Origin of the sequence: Caulobacter sp. ErkDOM-C (assembly GCF_048541825.1) — a bacterium.
Lineage (GTDB): Bacteria > Pseudomonadota > Alphaproteobacteria > Caulobacterales > Caulobacteraceae > Caulobacter.
Window position 1 is genome coordinate 2,005,080 of record NZ_CP183332.1, and the last position, 14,352, is coordinate 2,019,431.

General features: G+C 67.3%; 11 protein-coding genes and 2 pseudogenes. 4 read left to right on the forward strand and 9 right to left on the reverse strand.

The genetic code is table 11. The features are described 5' to 3' along the window. Positions 1 to 33 precede the first annotated feature (33 nt). From ACN2C8_RS09780 to gyrA, 5 genes are all read right to left on the reverse strand, one after another. On the reverse strand, positions 34 to 501 hold the full coding sequence (locus ACN2C8_RS09780) for a peptidylprolyl isomerase (protein WP_419255729.1): 468 nt from the start codon (positions 499 to 501) through the stop codon (positions 34 to 36). Between the two features lie 90 nt (positions 502 to 591). Continuing rightward, positions 592 to 1,458 carry a peptidylprolyl isomerase gene (locus ACN2C8_RS09785; RefSeq protein ID WP_419255731.1) on the reverse strand — a complete coding sequence of 289 codons (867 nt, stop codon included), beginning with the start codon at positions 1,456 to 1,458 and terminating at the stop codon, positions 592 to 594. Next, on the reverse strand, positions 1,455 to 2,300 hold the full coding sequence (locus ACN2C8_RS09790) for a peptidylprolyl isomerase (protein ID WP_419255733.1): 846 nt from the start codon (positions 2,298 to 2,300) through the stop codon (positions 1,455 to 1,457). Before ACN2C8_RS09790 ends, ACN2C8_RS09785 begins: the two co-directional genes overlap by 4 nt. 110 nt (positions 2,301 to 2,410) lie before the next feature. Further along, positions 2,411 to 2,902, reverse strand: a complete 492-nt coding sequence (gene coaD / locus ACN2C8_RS09795) for a pantetheine-phosphate adenylyltransferase (protein ID WP_419255735.1) — start codon at positions 2,900 to 2,902, stop codon at positions 2,411 to 2,413. Positions 2,903 to 2,928: 26 nt separating this feature from the next. After that, positions 2,929 to 5,685 (reverse strand): DNA gyrase subunit A, encoded by a 2,757-nt coding sequence (gyrA, locus tag ACN2C8_RS09800; protein WP_419255736.1) that lies wholly within the window; start codon positions 5,683 to 5,685, stop codon positions 2,929 to 2,931. Positions 5,686 to 5,808: 123 nt separating this feature from the next. On the opposite strand from gyrA, the gene sodC reads away from it, so the two are divergent. Then, complete coding sequence (sodC, locus tag ACN2C8_RS09805; protein WP_419255738.1) at positions 5,809 to 6,354, forward strand: superoxide dismutase[Cu-Zn]; 546 nt, start codon at positions 5,809 to 5,811, stop codon at positions 6,352 to 6,354. 302 nt (positions 6,355 to 6,656) lie between these two features. Here sodC and ACN2C8_RS09810 read toward each other — a convergent pair. From ACN2C8_RS09810 to ACN2C8_RS09820, 3 genes and pseudogenes are all read right to left on the reverse strand, one after another. After that, a pseudogene (locus tag ACN2C8_RS09810) lies at positions 6,657 to 6,975 on the reverse strand (hypothetical protein); the annotation flags it as partial. A gap of 91 nt (positions 6,976 to 7,066) precedes the next feature. Further along, positions 7,067 to 8,006, reverse strand: a pseudogene (locus tag ACN2C8_RS09815) (DMT family transporter). Further along, positions 8,003 to 9,262, reverse strand: a complete 1,260-nt coding sequence (locus tag ACN2C8_RS09820) for an adenosylmethionine--8-amino-7-oxononanoate transaminase (RefSeq protein WP_419255740.1) — start codon at positions 9,260 to 9,262, stop codon at positions 8,003 to 8,005. The pseudogene ACN2C8_RS09815 and the gene ACN2C8_RS09820 overlap by 4 nt, the downstream one beginning before the upstream one ends. A 72-nt stretch (positions 9,263 to 9,334) precedes the next feature. Between ACN2C8_RS09820 and bioF the strand changes: the two genes are divergently transcribed. The 3 genes from bioF to ACN2C8_RS09835 are packed head-to-tail and all read left to right on the forward strand — an operon-like array spanning position 9,335 to position 12,561. Next, entirely contained in the window at positions 9,335 to 10,492 is a 1,158-nt protein-coding gene (gene bioF / locus ACN2C8_RS09825) for an 8-amino-7-oxononanoate synthase (RefSeq protein ID WP_419255742.1), read from the forward strand. Continuing rightward, a complete protein-coding gene (bioD, locus tag ACN2C8_RS09830) occupies positions 10,489 to 11,181 on the forward strand; it encodes a dethiobiotin synthase (RefSeq protein WP_419255744.1) in 693 nt (230 codons plus the stop codon). The genes bioF and bioD overlap by 4 nt, the downstream gene beginning before the upstream one ends. Positions 11,182 to 11,190: 9 nt before the next feature. Next, positions 11,191 to 12,561 (forward strand): tetratricopeptide repeat protein, encoded by a 1,371-nt coding sequence (locus tag ACN2C8_RS09835; RefSeq protein WP_419255746.1) that lies wholly within the window; start codon positions 11,191 to 11,193, stop codon positions 12,559 to 12,561. A 10-nt stretch (positions 12,562 to 12,571) separates the two neighbouring features. On the opposite strand, the gene ACN2C8_RS09840 is transcribed toward ACN2C8_RS09835, so the two are convergent. Continuing rightward, positions 12,572 to 14,239 carry an MFS transporter gene (locus tag ACN2C8_RS09840; RefSeq protein ID WP_419255748.1) on the reverse strand — a complete coding sequence of 556 codons (1,668 nt, stop codon included), beginning with the start codon at positions 14,237 to 14,239 and terminating at the stop codon, positions 12,572 to 12,574. Between the last annotated feature and the right edge of the window lie 113 nt (positions 14,240 to 14,352).

Consider the following 14,352-nt stretch of genomic DNA (forward strand, 5'->3'; position numbering starts at 1 on the left):
CCGGGGCCGTCTTCGTATTCAGCAGAAGTCCAATCAGGCGTCGGCGGCGATCTTGGCGCTGACGATCTTGCCCGGCGCGCGCGGGGGCTCGCCCTTGGGCAGGGCGTCGACATAGTCCATGCCCTCGGAGACCTGGCCCCAGACGGTGTACTGGCCGTCGAGGAAGGTCGCGTCGTCCAGGCAGATAAAGAACTGGCTGTTGGCCGAGTTGGGATCGGGGGTCCGGGCCATCGAGCAGACGCCGCGCACGTGGGCTTCCTTGGAGAACTCGGCCTTGATGTCCGGCTTGTCGCTGCCGCCGCGGCCGGTGCCCGACGGATCGCCGCCCTGGGCCATGAAGCCCGGGATCACGCGGTGGAAGACCACGCCGTCATAAAAGCCCTCGCGGACCAGTTCCTTGATGCGGTCGACGTGGCCGGGGGCCAGGTCGGGACGCATCTGGATGGTGACCGGGCCGCTTTCCAGCGTGAGGATCAGGGTGTTTTCGAGGTCGGCCGACATGGTCATCCCTTGGGTGCGAAATGGTGAAGGCGCTTCTAGCGCGCTTTTCCCCCCGCTGTGAACCGCCACGCGCCCCAAAAGGGTGAGAGACTAGCGGATATCGACCGGAATCTTCAGATCACAGACCGAGAAATCCGCGCCCTTGATCGCGCGCTGGCGGCGAATCTCGCCCGCAAACCACGCGCCCTGGGTATTGATCACCCGCACCCTGGGACGCTCCTTCTCGGGAATGTCCGACAGCATCCGCACCTTCTCCATGCGGTCCTGAGGCGCGGCCACCGGCTCGCCGGTCTTGATAGCGCGGATGGTCTCCAGTCCGCTGATCACCCGGCCAAAGGCAGTGTAGCGTTTGTCGAGCGAGGGATAGGGCTGGCGCATCAGGAAGAACTGGCTGTTGGCCGAATTGTTGTCGTCGTCGCGGGCCATGCCCACCACACCGGGGCAATAGGTGCCCCAGGCCGAGACATTGCCGTCGGCGGTGACCTCGTGCCAGCTCCAGTGCTGGCTGAACACCGGCAGCGAACCCAGCAGTCCCACCTGCAGCCCTGACGGCGCGGCGGCCGGCGTGAAGGGCGTCGCAGCCGTCCGCCGGAAGGTGAACTCGGCCTTCAGGTTGGGCTTGTCGGTATTGCCTTCGCCATTGTCCTTCGGGTCGCCGGTCTGGGCCATGAACCGGTCGATGACCCGGAAGAAGGTGCGGCCGTCATAGACGCCGGCCCGGGTCAGTTCGCGCATCCGCGTCACGTGGCCGGGCGCGACCTCGGGGGTCAGTTCAACGACCACCCGGCCCCTGTTGGTGTCGATCACCATAACATTGTCGGGGTCCGGGACCCGCCAGTCGGCCGCCGCGGGCGGGGCAACGCCCCGCGCCTTGCCCTTGGACCTGGCAGCGGAAAGCGCCGGCGTGGCCAGCAGGGCCAGGCTCAGGCCCAAGACGACAACAGCGGATGACTTCATTTGATCTGCACCGGGATTTCGACGTCGCAATTGCTGAAGCTGGCTCCCATCTCGGCCCGGCGCTTGGCGACCAGGGCGGCGAAGGCGGGGCCGCGGGTGTCCATGACCTGCACCGAGGGGCGCTTGTCGGCCGGCAGATCGGCCAGCAGCCGAACGCTGGCCATCTTGTCCTGCGGATCGGGCGCCGGCTCGCCGACCTTGATCGCGCGGATCACGTCCAGGCCCGACAGGGCCCGGCCAAAGGCGGTGTAGGTCTTGTCCAGCGAGGCATAGTACTGACGCATGAAGAAGAACTGGCTGTTGGCGCTGTCGGGATTGCTGGCCCGGGCCATGCCCAGCACGCCCGGACAGAAATTGCCCCAGGTGGCCACCTTGCGGTCGGCGGTCATCACCGCCAGGGCGGCCGGCTGGCTGGTCACGGGCAGGACGCCGACGAAACCGGTCTCGTTGCTGCCGGTCTTGCCCGGCGTGGCCAGGGGCGTGTCAGCGCCACGGCGGAAGGTGAACTCGGCCGTCATGTCGGGCTTGTCCGAGCCGCCGGCGCCGGTGTTGTCGGGATCACCCGTCTGGGCCATGAAGCTGTCGATGACGCGGAAGAAGGTCAGGCCGTCATAGAAGCCGGCCTGGGTCAGCTCGCGAATGCGCGCCACATGTGCCGGGGCGGCCTGCGGGCTGAGCTCGGCGATGATCCGGCCCTTGTTGGTCTCGATGACCAGCACGTTCTGGGGATCGGGCGTGCGCCAGTCGCCAACCTGGGCGGGCGGCGTCTGGGCCGACGCCGTGTGCGCGACAGCGGTCGTGGCCAGCAGCGCCAGAGCGGCGACGGAATACGCAAGCTTCATGGAAATCCCCGAACAGAAAGGCAGACGGGGCGTAGAACGACGACGCCCCCGCGACAAGTCCACCGTGTTGAAGCCTATGATTTCGACCGCTTCACGGCAAACCCGCTGTTTCAGGTCTTGCGCAGCTTAGCGACCAGTTGCTCGCCCACCCCGGCGGGCACGAACTTGGAGATGTCGCCGCCCAGGGCCGCGATCTCCTTGACCAGCCGCGAGGCGATGGCCTGGTGCCGGGGATCGGCCATCAGGAACACCGTCTCGATCTCGCGATCCAGTTGTTGGTTCATCGCGGTCATCTGGAATTCGTACTCGAAGTCGGCCACGGCCCGCAGGCCGCGCACGATCATCTGGGCCCCGACCTCGCGCGCAAAGTGCATCAGAAGACTGTTGAAGGGCCTGACCTCGATCACGGCCAGCGTGTTGAGGTGCGCAGTTTCCTGCTCGAGGATCGCGACCCGCTCTTCGAGCGAGAACAGCGGCCCCTTGCCGATATTGACCGCCACGCCGATCACCAGCTTGTCGACCAGCTTCACGGCCCGACCGATGATGTCGAGATGGCCGTTCGTGACCGGATCAAACGTTCCGGGATAAAGCCCAACCCTCAATGCAACCCCCTGCTCTAACCGGCGCCTTACGGGGTCTCGTCCGCCCCGCTTGCTTCGCCTTGATCGTCGTCGCCGCCACCGGCGTCGGCCAACCGCTCCACGCTGACGACATGCTCGTCTTTCGCGGTGCGGAAAACGGTTACGCCCTGAGTATTCCGCGCTGCAACACGAATTTGCGAGACGGGGCACCGTATCAACTGTCCGGCGTCTGTCACCAGCAGGATTTCATCGCTGTCCTCGACCGGGAACGAGGCCGCAAGACGCCCGCCGCGCTTGGAGAGATCCTGGGCCGTAAGCCCCTGCCCGCCCCGGCCCGTGCGGCGATAGTCATAGGCGCTGGTGCGCTTGCCGAAGCCCTCGGACGAGACGGTGAGGATGAACTCCTCAGCCGCGCCCAACTGGGCGATGCGTTCCGGCGTCAGGCTGGCCTCGCCAACCTCTTCGTCGGCCTCCTCGGGCGCCGGGGCGTCGTCGCCCTCCTCGCCGACCGCGCGCAGCATGGCGCGGGCATGTTTCAGATAGGCGGCGCGCTCGGCCGGCGTGGCGTCGACGCCGCGCAGGATGGCCATGTTGATGACGCTGTCGCCCTCGGCAAGCTTCACGCCGCGCACGCCGGTCGAATCACGGCTGGCGAAGACGCGGACCTCATCGGCCGAGAAGCGGATGCAACGGCCGACGGCCGTGGTCAGCAGGATGTCGTTCTCGGTCCCGCAGACGCCGACGCCGATAATGCCGTCGCCGTCATCGAGCTTCATGGCGATCTTGCCGTTGCGGCGCACGTCGACGAAGTCCGACAGCTTGTTGCGACGCACGCTGCCCGAGCGGGTGGCGAACATCACGTCCAGGCGGTCCCAGGTGCTTTCGTCCTCGGGCAGGGTCAGGATCGAGGTGATGGTCTCGCCCGGCTCGATCGGCAGCAGGTTGACGAACGCCTTGCCGCGCGAATTGGCGGCGCCCAGTGGCAGCCTCCAGACCTTCAGCTTGTAGACCTTGCCGCCCGAGGTGAAGAACAGCAGCGGCGCGTGGGTCGAGGCCGAGAACACGCGGGTGACCGCATCTTCGGTCTTGGTGGCCATGCCCGACTTGCCTTTGCCGCCCCGGTGCTGGGTGCGGTAATTGGCCAGCGGCGTGCGCTTCACATAGCCGCCCATGGTCACGGTGATGACCATTTCCTCGCGGACGATCAGGTCCTCGTCTTCCACGTCGGCGTCGCCGTCGACGATCTGGCAGCGGCGCGGCACGGCGAATTTCTCGCGCACCTCGACCAGTTCCTCGCGGACCACGGCCATGATGTTGGCGCGGTCCGACAGCAGGTCCAGGAAGCCGCGGATGGCATCGGCCAGGGCTTGCGCCTCGTTGCCGATTTCCTCGCGGCCAAGGCCGGTCAGACGCGACAGGGTCAGAGCCAGGATGGCTCGGGCCTGCTCATCAGTCAGACGGATCAGGCCGCCCTCTTCGTGCAGGCTGCGCGGGTCGGCGATCAGCTCGACCAGGGGCAGCATGTCGCCGGCCGGCCAGGCCTTGGCCACCAGGCGCTCGCGCGCCTCGGCCGGATCCTTGGACGAGCGGATGATGTGGATGAACTCGTCGATATTGGCCACAGCGATGGTCAGGCCCACCAGCACGTGGCCACGATCGCGCGCCTTGCCCAGCTCGAACTTTGTGCGCCGGACCACAACCTCTTCGCGGAACTTCACGAAGATATCGATCAGTTGGTACAGGCCCATCTGCTCGGGGCGCTTGCGGTTCAGCGCCAGCATATTGACGCCGAACGAGCTTTGCAGCGCCGTGAAACGGTACAGCTGGTTGAGGATCACGTCGCCCGAGGCGTCGCGCTTCAGCTCGACCACGATGCGCATGCCGTCACGGTTGGATTCGTCGCGGATGTCGCTGACGCCCTCGATCCGCTTGTCGCGGACCAGTTCGGCTATGTACTCGACCAGATTGGCCTTGTTCACCTGATACGGGATCGCGGTGATAATGATGGCTTCTCGGCCCTGGCGGATCTCTTCCACCGAGGCGATGCCGCGCATGATCACCGAGCCGCGGCCGGTCAGCAGGGCCTGGCGCGGACCGCTGCGGCCGATGATCTCGCCACCGGTCGGGAAGTCGGGACCGGGCACGATGTCCAGCAGGGTCTCGGCGCTGACCTCGGGGTCATCGATCATGGCCAGGCAGGCGTCGATGATTTCGCCCAGATTGTGCGGCGGGATGTTGGTCGCCATGCCGACGGCGATGCCGCCCGCGCCATTGACCAGCAGGTTGGGAATCCGCGACGGCAGGACCGTCGGTTCCTGTTCCTTGCCGTCATAATTGTCCTGGAAGTCGACCGTGTCCTTGTCCAGGTCGGCCAGCAGCGCCAGCGCCGGGGGCGCCATCCGGCACTCGGTGTAGCGCATGGCGGCCGGCATATCGCCGTCGACCGAACCGAAATTGCCCTGGCCGTCGATCAGGATCAAACCCATCGAGAAGGGCTGGGTCATCCGGACCAGGGTGAAATAGATCGAGGCGTCGCCGTGCGGATGGTATTTACCCATCACGTCACCGACCACGCGGGCCGACTTCACATAGGAGCGATCGGGCGTATGTCCTTGTTCGTGCATCGAAAACAGCACGCGGCGGTGAACGGGTTTCAGACCATCGCGCGCGTCCGGCAGGGCGCGGCTGACGATCACGCTCATCGCGTAGTCGAGGTACGAGCGACGCAGTTCGTCCTCGATGAAGATCGGGGCGATATCCCCTCGCGGCCCTTCGGGAGGGGTAGTGATTTGATCGTCGCTCAAGGGGATTTTTCGCCGTCAGAATCGAACACGGAACTGTCTTTAACTGTTAGCATTCCCCCAAGGGCGGCGCCACCTTTCCGGGACAGCGGCCTCCCCCGTCCGCTTGTTTTTGAAGGATTTCCCATGCGTTCCGCCGTTGCCGCCGCCTTCGCCACCCTCCTCCTCGCCGCCCCCGGCGCGGCCTCCGCCCAGACCGCCGCCCCGGCCGCGGGGGCCCAGACCGCAACCGCCGTCGTCAAGGCCGGTGATGGCAAGGATCTGGGGACGGCCACCCTGACCGAAGCGCCGCACGGCGTGCTGCTGCGGCTGGACATAAAGGGCCTGACGCCGGGCTGGCACGGCCTGCACTTCCACGAAAAGGGCGATTGCGGCACGCCCGACTTCAAGTCGGCCGGCGCCCACGTTCACAGCACGGCCACAGTGGTCCACGGCCTGCTCAACCCCGACGGCAACGACAACGGCGACCTGCCCAACATCCATGCCGGCGCGGACGGTGCCGCCATGGCCGAGCTCTATTCGCCGCTGGTTTCGCTAAGGGGCGCGGGCGGGCGCCCGGCCCTGCTGGACGCCGACGGCTCGGCTATCGTCGTCCACGCCAACCCGGATGATCACAAGAGCCAGCCCATCGGCGGCGCCGGTGCGCGGGTCGCCTGTGGCGTGGTGAAATAGCTTCAGCAGCGCCCGGCGCGCGGATAACCCGCGCGCTATCCCCTGATAGGCACGAGGATAGACGCCTCAAACCCTCCCTCTGGCGGGGGAGGATCACGAGCCCGCCAATACAATCCCCGTCATCCCGGGACTCGTCCCCGGGACCCATCGTTCCGTTGCGCCGTAAGGGGTTTGTGATCCACCGACCGTGCGGCCGCCCCATGGGTCCCGGGGACGAGCCCCGGGATGACGAGCGTTGTTGAGCGTCACGCTCTTGCGCACGCCCGCAGGCGTCCAGACAATCGACGCAGCCCCCTGAAAACCTACCGTATTCTGTACCCACCTCGTCGCGGGGAAAGGGCGCAAGGCCAGCGACCATTGCGGCGGCGGGGGGTGATCGAGCGGGACTGGGGTCGAGGGGGATACTCGACCGGTCCGGGGATCTGGTTGCTGGCCAGACCCGCCCGCCGTCGGCGTGGTTGAAGGCAAAAGGGCGTGTCTGGCTGAAAGCCCGTCCTCTTCGACCGCCGGAACGCGCTGGAAACGGCGCGGTCCGGGTCCCGGTAAGGCCTGAAGAGGGCCACCCGACGGGAGGCTGACGGACAACGGTTACGCGGAGCGGACGGCTTCGTCGAAACGGTATTCTCTATTTCTCATCCGGACGTGGTCCGGACGCTCCGCGACCCTTTCCGTCACCCTCGCAGCGACAGCGCGGGGGCGCTGAAACGCGCCCCTAGACCGTCTCGGCCGTCATGGCCTCGGCCTTGGTCGTCCGCTTCTCGGTCAGGGCCACCAGCGCCACGCCCACCAGGGTGGCCGCCCCGCCGATCAGCAGTTGCGGCGTGAGGCGGTCGCCCATGAACAGGATGCCGATCGTGCACGACACCAGCGGCGTCAGCAGGAAATAGGGCGTCACGCGGCCCGCCTCGCGGCGCTGGACCAGCCAGAACAGCAGTGCGCTGGCCCCTATGGTCGAGACGATGCCCGCGAAGGCTACGCAGGCCCAGGCGATCGCCGGGGCGGCCATCACCCGCTCGACCACGTTGGACTCGAACGTGAAGGACATGGCGATCAGGGTCGGGGCGGCGACTATGGCCGTCATCCCCTGAACCTTCAGCGGCTTCACCCCTGGGGTCATCCTCACCAGCACCGTCGCCACCGCCCAGCAGGCGCAGGCCGCAATGACCAGGGCGACGGCCGGAAGATCCCCGGCCCCGTGCGGGTCCAGGCTCATCCAGGCCACGCCGACGAAGGCGATCAGCAGGCCGATCACGGCGGGCAGGCGCATGGTCTCGCCCAGCATCCGCCAGGCCGCGACGGCCGTGAACGGAATCCACAGCTGGCTGGCCACGACCAGCGGGCTCAGCGAGTCGCCCATGCCGAAGGCCACATAGATCAGACCAAAATGAATAGGCCCCGACAGCAGGATGATGCCCAGCAGCTTTTTGGGCTCGGGAAACGGCGGCCGGATGAACGGGATAAGGAAGATCAGAGCCAGGCCAAACCGCAGGCCGCCCACCATCATCGGCGGCAGGTGCTCGGTCGCCACCTTGGCGGCGGCGTTGTTCACGCCCCAGGTCAGGATGATCGCCAGGATGGCGAGGCGTTCCAGACCAGACAGGGGCGAATTGGAGGACATGGCCGCTTGGACCAGACGCGCCCCTGAAGGTCAATCGGCCCCGATGACGCGGCGCACCGCTCGGGTCAGCAAGGCCAGGTCGGCATCGGGCGTCGTGAAGGCCGGGGTCAGATAGATGACCTTGCCCATCGGCCGGATCCAGACGCCCTCTTCCGCGAACCGCGCGCACAGGTCGCCAACCGCAACCGGCGCGTCGAACTCGACCACGCCGATCGCGCCCAGCACCCGAACAGCCACGACGCCCGGCGCAGCCCGGCAGGGCTCGAGCCCTTCGACCAGGGCGGCCGAGACCCGAGCCACATCGGCTCGCCAGGCGCCGTCCTCAAACAGGTCCAGCGAGGCGTTGGCCGCCGCGCAGGCCAGCGGATTGGCCATATAGGTGGGGCCGTGCATCAGGGCGGCTTCGGGATCGTCCGACAGGAAGGCCTCGAACACCCGGGTGCTGGCAACCGCCGCCGACAACGGCAATGTTCCGCCGGTCAGGGCCTTGGACAGGGTGACGATGTCGGGCTCGATCCCGGCCGCTTGCATGGCGAACATCGATCCAGTGCGGCCAAAGCCGGTGAAGATCTCGTCGAAGATCAACAGCACCCCGTGGGTGTCGGCCAGGCGCCTCAGGGCTCTCAGGGTGTCGGGACCATGCAGCAGCATGCCGCCGGCGCCCTGGACCAGGGGCTCGACGAGGATGGCGGCGATCTCGCCGCCTCGCTCCTGCAGCAGGGCGTCCAGCGCCGCCTCGCCCTCGGCGTCGCGCGGCAGGTTGGCGATCACTTGGGCCGGCATGACGCCCGAGAACAGGCTGTGCATGCCCTCCTCCGGATCACAGACCGTCATCGTCGCCAGTGTGTCGCCGTGATAGCCGCCCCTGAACGACAAGAACCGCGTGCGTCCGGTCTCGCCGCGATTGATGTGGAACTGCAGCGCCATCTTCATGGCGATCTCGACCGCCACCGAGCCGGACTCGGCGAAGAAGGCATGGTTCAGGTCGCCCGGCAGCAAATCGGCCAGTCGCTTGGCCAGTCGATAGGCCGGCTCGTGCGCCAGGCCGCCGAACATCACATGCGGCATCCGCTCGATCTGATCCCTCAGGGCCTGGGCGATATGCGGATGATTATAGCCGTGACAGGCGGTCCACCACGAGGCCAGGCCGTCGACCAGTTCCCGGCCATCTGCCAGGACCAGCCGCGAACCGTGCGTGGCAACCACCGGCAAGGGCGGCCGGGCGGTCTGCATCTGGCAATAGGGCCGCCAGACGTGGGCCGCGCCGGCGCTCATCCAATCGGGGGTCATGGCGATCCTGCGTTGCGTCGAAAGGGCGCCTTGCCTATGCCCTGCGCCCTGCCTTCGCAAACGGGAAACAGCATGCAGAGCCTCGACGCCTTCGCCGGCGACAAGCTGACCGCCCTGGACGCCCAGAGCCTGCGTCGCCGCCTGAAGCCCACCCGCCGGCTGGACGGCGCGGTCGTGGAACGTGACGGCCGGCGGCTGATTTCGTTCTCCTGCAACGACTATCTCAACCTCTCGCACCATCCGGCTGTACGGGCGGCGGCGGCCGAAGCGGCGCTGAACTATGGGGCCGGCGCGGCGGCCTCGCGTCTGGTCACCGGTGATCACCCGCTGCTGGGAGATCTGGAAAAGCGCCTGGCGCGGCTGAAGGGCACCGAGGCCGCCTGCGTGTTTGGCTCCGGCTATCTGGCGAACCTGGGCGTGATTCCCACCGTCGCCGGGCCAGGCGATCTGATCCTGATCGACGAACTGGCCCATGCCTGCATATGGGCCGGCGCCAAGCTGTCCGGCGCCCGTACGATCGCCTTCAAGCACAATGACGTCGTTGATCTGGAGCGCCTGCTGCGGGCCGAACGCGCTGCCGCACGCCACGCCGTGGTCGCCACCGACGGCGTGTTCTCGATGGATGGCGATATCGCGCCACTCGACCAGCTCTCGGCCCTCTGCAACGCGCAAGACGCCTGGCTGCTGTCCGACGACGCCCATGGCGTGGGTGTGCTGGCCCAGGGCCGAGGCTCGGCGGCGCTGTTCCCCGGCGCTGACATCCCGTTGCAGATGGGCACCCTGTCCAAGGCGCTGGGCTCTTATGGCGGCTATCTGTGCGGGTCGCAGGCCGTGATCGACCTGCTGAAGACCCGGGCTCGCACGCTGGTCTATGCCACAGGCCTGCCGCCCGCCTGCGCCGCCGCCGCCCTGGCCTCGCTGGACATCATCGAGACCCAGCCGGCCCTGACCGCCCTGCCGCTGGCCAAGGCCCGCGCCTTCACCGAGGCCCTGAGCCTGCCGCCGGCCCAGAGCCCGATCGTGCCCGTCGTGATCGGCTCGGCGACTGCGGCGCTGGCCGCTTCTGCGAAGCTCGAGGCTGAGGGCTATCTCGTCGTCGCCATCCGCCCGCCCACCGTGCCCGAGGGCACGGCGCGGCTGCGGATCGCCTTCAGCGCCGCCCATTCGGACGCCGACGTGATGCGACTGGCGGATCTGATCGCCGACATCCGCCGGGGCCCCGCCGCATGAAGAGCCTGTTCGTCGCCGGGACCGGCACCGATATCGGCAAGACCCATGTGGCCTGCGCCCTGATCCGCGCCCTCCGCCTGCGGGGCCTGAGCATCGACGCCTTCAAGCCGGTGGTCAGCGGATTTGATCCAGATGATCCGGATGTCAGCGATCCCGGCCGCCTGGCCCTGGCGCTGGAGGAGCCGGGCGCCCTGCCCCGCATCTCCCCTCGCCGCTATCGCGCGCCGCTGGCGCCGAACCTGGCCGCGGCTCTGGAGGGCGACGTCCTGCGTCTGGCCGATCTGGTCGCGGACTGCCGGGAGCGACTGGCGCGACCCGATCGCGACCTGCTGCTGATCGAAGGCGCCGGCGGGGTGATGTCGCCCCTGACCGACGCGGCCACCAATCTGGACCTGATGGTGGCACTGAACCTGCCGGTCCTGCTGGTCGCGGGGTCCTATCTGGGCACGGTCAGCCACGTGTTGACAGCGCTGGAGGTGATCCGGTCCCGAGGCCTGAGCGTGGCCGCCCTGGTCATGAGCGAAAGCCTCGCCGCGCCCGATCTGGTCCAGACCGGCCAGATGCTGCGAGGCTTTGAGACCCGCGCGCCGCTGGTCCTGGCCCCGCGCGACGCGACCTGGAGCGCGACCGGGCTCGCCGACCTGATCTTCCCGCAGGCGACCAAAGACGAGGCCGCCAAGCTCCACTAAGGTGGTGCCATGCGCACAGACTATCTCGGCAACCCTGTCTCCGTCGCCAGTGACACGGCCCTGGCTGCGGTGGACGATTTCATCGCCGGCTTCCTGGCCTACGAGACCCGCGCCGCCAACATCCTGGCGGCCGCCGACGCCGCGCCCGGCGAGCCGCTGCTCAACGCCTATGCGGCGGTCCTGTGGCTGCTGCTCGAAGCGCCCGACGCCGCGACCCGCGCGGCGCCCTATCTGGCGCGCGCCCAGGGCGCCGTCGACGGTGCCCATGAACGGGAGCGCCAGATCGTGGCCTTCGTCTCGGCCTGGTCAGCCGACGACATCCCCGGCGCGCTGGCGATCGCCGACGCCATTCTCGAGGCCTGGCCGCGAGATCTGCTGATGCTGAAGCTGGCGCAGTACCACGACTTCAATCGGGGCGACTTTCCCGCCATGCTGCGCGCGGCCAGTCGCTGCCTGCCCGCCGCCGCCGACATCCCCCACCTGCACGGCATGCTGGCCTTCGCCTATGAGCAGTGCCACCTGCTGGCCGAGGCCGAGGCCGCCGCCCGCCACGCCCTGGCCCTGCAGCGCAAGGAGCCCTGGGCTCAGCACGCCCTGGCCCATGTCATGCTCACCCAGGGCCGCATCGACGAGGGCGTCGCCTTTCTGGAGGGCGTGCGCGACACCTGGACCGACCTGAACTCGTTCATGGACACCCACCTGTGGTGGCACCTGGCGCTGTTCTATCTCAGCCAGGGCCGGTTCGAGGCGGCGCTGGCGGCCTATGACGAACACTGCTGGAGCCAGTCCAGGGACTATTCACAGGACCAGGTCGGGGCGGTGTCGCTGCTGGCCCGGCTGGAGCTGGCCGGCGTCGATGTCGGGCCGCGCTGGAACGATCTGGCCGGCTACCTGGCCGCCCGCGCCGGTGATGTCGTGCAGCCTTTCCTGTCGCTGCAATATCTGTTCGGCCTGGCCCGCGCCGGGCGACCCGAGGCCGAACAGCTGCTGACGGCGATTCGTCGGGCAGCCCTCGAAGCGCCCGACTTCGTTCGCGCCACCTGGCGTGATGTCGCCCTGCCCGCCGCAGAGGGTCTGGTCGCCCATGTGCGCGGCGACTATCCCGCCGCCCTGCGAGGCCTGCGCGCAGCCATGCCCCGTCTGGCCGAGGTGGGCGGCAGCCATGCCCAGCGCGACCTTTTCGACCAGATCGTGCTGGACGCCCTGATCCGTTCCGACCGCCTGTCCGAAGCCCAGCAGATACTGGAGCTGCGCCGCGGCTTCGATCCCGACGGCCTGCCCGTCAACCAGGTGCTTGCGGACCTGTACGAGCGCCTCGACCTGCCGGCTCAGGCGGCTGTGGCCCGCGAGCGCGTGGCGCGCCGCCGCGTGGGCCTCTAGTCTCGCGACCCTAGGCCTCGATATCGACGTCCTTGGTTTCCTTGAGGAACAGGATGCCGATCACGGCCGTCACCCCTGCCACCACGATCGGATACCAGAGGCCGTAATAGATGTTGCCCGTAGCAGCGACCATGGCGAAGGCGGTAGTCGGCAGGAAGCCGCCAAACCAGCCATTGCCGATGTGATAGGGCAGGCTCATCGAGGTGTAGCGGATATTGGTCGGGAACATCTCGACCAGCATCGCCGCGATCGGGCCGTAGACCATGGTCACATAGATCACCAGCAAGCTGAGGATCCCGACCACCAGCGGCTTGTTGACCAGCGCGCTGTCGGCCTTGGCGGGATAGCCGGCCGTCTTGAGCGCCGCGCCAAGCTCGGCTTCCCAGGCCTTCTTGCGATCCTTGAATGCCGCCTTGTCCAGCGTATCGCCCGCGAAGGACGGCAGGACGGTCTCGCCGATCCTGACCTGCGCCACGGTCCCGGCGGGAGCCGCTGCATTGGTATAGGTGATGCCGGCCTTGGCCAGATAGGATTTGGCCAGATCGCAGGAGGTATTGAACACCGTCTTGCCGATCGGATCGAACTGGAACGAGCAGTCGGCCGGGTCAGCGAACACGGTCACCGGCGAGGTCGCGACGGCGGCGGCCAGTTGCGGATTGGCGGCGACGGTCAGGGTCTTGAACAGCGGAAAATAGGTCAGACAGGCCAGGATGCAGCCGACCATGATGATCCACTTGCGACCGATCTTGTCCGACAGCCAGCCAAACAGCACAAAGAACGGGGTGCCGATCAGCAGCGAGATCGCCACCAGCATATTGGTCAGACCGCCATCGACCTTGAGCATCTTCTCCAGGAAAAACAGCGCATAGAACTGGCCGGTGTACCAGACCACGGCCTGGCCGGCGGTCAGGCCCACCAGAGCCAGAATGACGATCTTCAGATTGCCCCATTTGCCGAAGCTGTCGGCCAACGGCTTCTTGGAGCCCTTGCCCTCGTCGATCATCTTCTGGAACGACGGGCTTTCGGAAAGCTGCAGGCGGATCCACAGCGAGACGCCCAGCAGCAGCACCGAGATCAGGAACGGAATGCGCCAGCCGTAGTCCTTGAAGGCGTCCTCGCCGATCACATTGCGGGTGGCCAGGATGACGATCAGGCTGAGGAACAGGCCAAACGTCGCCGTGATCTGGATGAAGCTGGTGTAGAGGCCGCGCCGGTTGGCCGGCGCATGCTCGGCCACATAGGTCGCCGCCCCACCGTATTCGCCGCCCAGGGCCAGACCCTGCAACAGGCGCATCAGCACCAGGGCAATGGGGGCGATGATGCCGATCTGCTCATAGCTGGGCAGCAGGCCGACCACGAAGGTCGACAGGCCCATCAGCAGCATGGTGACCAGGAAGGTGTTCTTGCGGCCCCACAGATCGCCCAGGCGACCAAAGACCAGGGCCCCGAAAGGGCGCACCGCAAACCCGGCCGCAAAGGCCAGCAACGCGAAGATGTAGCCCGTGGTCTCGTTCACGCCGGAGAAGAAATGGTGCGTGATATAGGTGGCCAGCGAACCGTATAGATAGAAGTCGTACCACTCGAAAACCGTGCCGACCGAGGCGGCGCCGATGACCAGTCCGTCCTTGCGACCGACTACAACGCCGTCCTTCGCGCCCGTATGCCCGGCGTCCGCCATGCGTATCCCCCAATTTCTGTTATCGCTACCATGGCATGAGTTGAGCGTCACCACGCTCAGACCCGCATATCTCGGCATGTTGTCAGAGTTTTACAGGCCCGGGGAGGTGAACC

Excerpts from the sequence above, each read along its gene's own strand:
- ACN2C8_RS09785 (WP_419255731.1), bottom strand. The coding sequence starts at position 1,458 with ATGAAGTCATCCGCTGTTGTCGTCTTGGGCCTGAGCCTGGCCCTGCTG.
- ACN2C8_RS09780 (WP_419255729.1), bottom strand. The coding sequence starts at position 501 with ATGTCGGCCGACCTCGAAAACACCCTGATCCTCACGCTGGAAAGCGGC.
- ACN2C8_RS09840 (WP_419255748.1), bottom strand. The coding sequence starts at position 14,239 with ATGGCGGACGCCGGGCATACGGGCGCGAAGGACGGCGTTGTAGTCGGT.
- ACN2C8_RS09820 (WP_419255740.1), bottom strand. The coding sequence starts at position 9,262 with ATGACCCCCGATTGGATGAGCGCCGGCGCGGCCCACGTCTGGCGGCCC.
- sodC (WP_419255738.1), top strand. The coding sequence starts at position 5,809 with ATGCGTTCCGCCGTTGCCGCCGCCTTCGCCACCCTCCTCCTCGCCGCC.
- ACN2C8_RS09790 (WP_419255733.1), bottom strand. The coding sequence starts at position 2,300 with ATGAAGCTTGCGTATTCCGTCGCCGCTCTGGCGCTGCTGGCCACGACC.
- ACN2C8_RS09835 (WP_419255746.1), top strand. The coding sequence starts at position 11,191 with ATGCGCACAGACTATCTCGGCAACCCTGTCTCCGTCGCCAGTGACACG.
- bioF (WP_419255742.1), top strand. The coding sequence starts at position 9,335 with ATGCAGAGCCTCGACGCCTTCGCCGGCGACAAGCTGACCGCCCTGGAC.
- bioD (WP_419255744.1), top strand. The coding sequence starts at position 10,489 with ATGAAGAGCCTGTTCGTCGCCGGGACCGGCACCGATATCGGCAAGACC.